The 3,746-nt window shown below is 65.9% G+C and carries 2 protein-coding genes and 2 pseudogenes; 2 read left to right on the top strand and 2 right to left on the bottom strand.

The features are described 5' to 3' along the window. Window positions 1-297: pseudogene (locus RHBS_RS25550) on the bottom strand (FUSC family protein); the annotation flags it as partial. A gap of 149 nt (window positions 298-446) precedes the next feature. Between RHBS_RS25550 and RHBS_RS25545 the strand changes: the two are divergent. Then, window positions 447-1,710 (top strand): annotated as a pseudogene (locus RHBS_RS25545) (aspartate kinase). A gap of 3 nt (window positions 1,711-1,713) precedes the next feature. Then, entirely contained in the window at window positions 1,714-2,736 is a 1,023-nt protein-coding gene (locus RHBS_RS25540; protein ID WP_121872009.1) for an aspartate-semialdehyde dehydrogenase, read from the top strand. A 51-nt stretch (window positions 2,737-2,787) separates the two neighbouring features. Here the strand turns inward: RHBS_RS25540 and RHBS_RS25535 are convergent. Beyond that, the coding region (locus RHBS_RS25535) for an ABC transporter ATP-binding protein (RefSeq protein ID WP_128646805.1) at window positions 2,788-3,746 on the bottom strand (959 nt) is incomplete at its 5' end.

Here is a 3,746-nt window from a genome sequence, read left to right as displayed (position 1 = left end):
CCATCTGCCCGGCCGTCGCCCCGAGCCACACCGAGGCCACCAGGCGCCGCCTGCAGTCAGGACCACCCACCATCGCGAACGGTAGGGACGGCCCTCGCCGTAGATGACGGCGAAACTGCCCGAGACCACCAGCAGGGCCTCGGTATGGAACCCGAGAACCCACGCCGCGATCGCGGGGACACCGAACGCCAGAGCCGAGCGCAGTCCACCCGGCCAGCGACGGCCGACGGCGGGGAGCCCGAAGAGCACCCGCAGACCTCGCGGGGGTGGTGGTGGGCGGTGCTCGGGAACGGTCACCCGACCATGTTAGGACAGGCGTATCCGCAGGCGAGCCACCCTAAAGCCCCTGCTCGGAGCTACCCGGGCCACCGCTCGGGGTGCCGGATCGGTAGGGTTACCCCGGAACAATCGCCCGATTGTCGGCTATCCAGCGGAGGTAAACACGCGTGGCTCTCATCGTCCAGAAGTACGGTGGATCGTCGGTGGGGACCGCCGAACGCATCCGACGCGTCGCTGAACGAATCGTCGAGACCAAGAAGGCAGGCAACGACGTCGTCGTGGTCGTGTCGGCCATGGGCGATACCACCGACGAACTGCTCGACCTGGCACAGCAGGTGTGCCCGGCCCCGCCGGCCCGCGAGATGGACATGCTGCTCACCTCGGGTGAACGCATCTCCAACGCGTTGGTCGCAATGGCCATCCACTCGCTCGGTGCCGAGGCCCGGTCGTTCACCGGCTCCCAGGCAGGCGTCGTCACCACCAGCGTGCACGGCAACGCCAAGATCATCGACGTCACCCCGGGTCGCGTGCGCAGCGCTCTCGACGAGGCTCGATCGTGCTCGTCGCCGGATTCCAAGGCGTCAGCCAGGACAGCAAGGACGTCACCACGCTCGGTCGCGGTGGCTCGGACACCACCGCCGTAGCCCTCGCCGCAGCACTGAACGCCGACGTCTGCGAGATCTACACCGACGTCGACGGCATCTTCACCGCAGACCCGCGCATCGTGCCCAATGCCCGGCACCTCGACACCGTCTCGTTCGAGGAGATGCTGGAGATGGCCGCCTGCGGCGCGAAAGTGCTCATGCTGCGCTGCGTCGAATACGCCCGTCGCTACAACGTTCCCGTTCACGTGCGCTCGTCGTACACCACGAAACCCGGAACGATCGTCTCCGGATCTATGGAGGACATTCCAGTGGAAGAAGCAATTCTCACCGGCGTCGCACACGATCGCAGCGAGGCGAAGGTCACCGTCGTCGGCTTGCCCGACACACCGGGCTACGCCGCCAAGGTCTTTCGCGCCGTGGCAGATTCCGAGATCAACATCGACATGGTTTTGCAGAACGTGTCCAAGATCGACACCGGCAAGACCGACATCACCTTCACCTGCCCCAAGGCCGACGGCCCGACGGCAGTGGAGAAGCTCACCAAGCTCCAGGCCGAGATCGGCTTCGCGCAGGTGCTCTACGACGATCACATCGGCAAGGTCTCCCTCGTCGGTGCCGGCATGAAGAGCCACCCCGCGTCACCGCGACGTTCTGTGAGGCCCTCGCCGACGCCGGCATCAACATCGACCTGATCAGCACCTCGGAGATCCGTATCTCGGTGCTGTGCAGTGACACTCAGCTCGACGAAGCAGTACGCGCGCTGCACGCCGCCTTCGATCTCGGCGGCGACGAAGAAGCGGTCGTACACGCAGGAACAGGACGATAGAAGATGACCACAGTTGCAGTCGTAGGAGCCACCGGCCAGGTCGGTGCCGTCATGCGAACCCTGTTGGAGGAGCGTAACTTTCCCGCCGACACCGTTCGATTCTTCGCCTCCGCCAGGTCGGCCGGCAAGAAGCTGCCGTTCCGCGGCGAGGAGATCGTCGTCGAGGACGCGTCCACCGCAGACCTCACCGGAATCGACATCGCACTGTTCTCGGCCGGTGCCACGCTCTCGCGCGAACAGGCACCGCGCTTCGCCGCGGCAGGTGCCACCGTCATCGACAACTCGTCGGCCTTCCGCAAGGACTCCGACGTGCCGTTGGTGGTCAGCGAGGTCAACCCCGAGGCAGCGAAGAACCCGCCTCGCGGCATCATCGCCAACCCCAACTGCACCACCATGGCCGCCATGCCGGTGCTCAAGGTGCTGCACGACGAGGCAGGCCTGCGGCGTCTGATCGTCTCGAGCTACCAGGCCGTCTCCGGTAGCGGACTCGCCGGCGTCGAGGAACTCGCCACCCAGGCGCGCGCCGTCATCGGCGACGTCGAAAAGCTGGTGCACGACGGTTCGTCGGTGGATTTCCCGGCCCCGAACAAGTACGTCGCGCCCATCGCCTTCAACGTCCTGCCGCTGGCCGGTGCGTTGGTGGATGACGGATCCGGCGAAACCGACGAGGACCAGAAACTGCGCAACGAATCGCGCAAGATCCTCGGCCTGCCCGACCTGCTGGTCAGCGGCACCTGCGTGCGCGTGCCCGTGTTCACCGGTCACTCGCTGTCGATCAACGCCGAGTTCGCCAGCCCGCTCTCGGTGGAGCGCGCTCGCGAATTGCTGGCCTCGGCACCCGGTGTCACGTTGGTCGATGTGCCGACGCCTTTGCAAGCCGCAGGCGCGGACGATTCCCTGGTCGGCCGCATCCGTCAGGACCCGGGCGTTCCTGAGGGCCGGGGACTGGCCCTGTTCGTCTCGGGCGACAACCTCCGTAAAGGCGCGGCGCTCAACACGATTCAGATCGCCGAACTGCTGGTGTAGCTGGTGCTCGTTGTGCACCTCTTGGGGGTGCACAACGAGCACGAGCGGGCGTCAGTTGAGCCGCAGGCCCTCGGCGGAGGCGTCGAAGATATGCGCGTGAGCGTCGTCGATGCGGACGTGGACGCGGTCACCCTTCTCGGGCGGGCTGCGCCAGTCGGCCCGCGCGACAATGGTTTCCGACTTGCCGTTGATGTCTGCACGGCCGAACACGAACGCCTCGGAACCGAGTTCCTCGACCACGTCGATCTCCAGAGCGACTCCGCTGCTGGCGATCTCGATGTGCTCGGGCCTGATACCGAACATCACCTCCGTGGCGGACCCGAGAGTCTGCCGCGGTACGGGAATCACCTGATCGGCCAGGCGAACGCCGCCGTCGGTGACCGGGACACGGAACAGATTCATCGACGGTGAGCCCATGAACCCGGCGACGAACGCGTTGACCGGCTTCCGGTACAGCTCGCGCGGAGTGGCGCACTGCTGCAGCACACCACCTTTCAGGACGGCGACGCGATCGCCCATCGTCATGGCCTCTACCTGATCGTGAGTGACGTACACCGTCGTCGTCCCGAGCCTGCGCTGCAGCTGCGCGATCTGCGTGCGCGTCTGGACCCGAAGTTTCGCGTCGAGGTTGGACAGTGGCTCGTCCATCAGAAACACCTGGGGCTGACGAACGATGGCGCGGCCCATGGCAACTCGCTGACGCTGACCGCCCGAGAGCGCCTTCGGCTTGCGATCCAGGTACGGCTCCAGGTCGAGGAGTTTCGCTGCCTCCTCGACGCGAGTGCGAATGTCTTCTTTGCTCGCCTTGGCCAACTTCAGGGCGAAGCCCATGTTCTCCGCGACGGTCATGTGCGGATACAGCGCGTAGTTCTGGAACACCATCGCGATGTCGCGATCCTTGGGCTCGGAATGGGTGACGTCCTTGCCGCCGATCAGAATGCGGCCGGAATTGACCTCCTCGAGCCCCGCAAGCATCCGCAGCGACGTCGACTTGCCGCAGCCGGAGGGGC

The sequence above is a fragment of the Rhodococcus sp. BS-15 genome, assembly GCF_000813105.1.
Taxonomy (GTDB): domain Bacteria; phylum Actinomycetota; class Actinomycetes; order Mycobacteriales; family Mycobacteriaceae; genus Rhodococcoides.
Note: the sequence above shows the minus strand (reverse complement) of the source record. Positions and strands in the feature narration are given on the sequence as shown.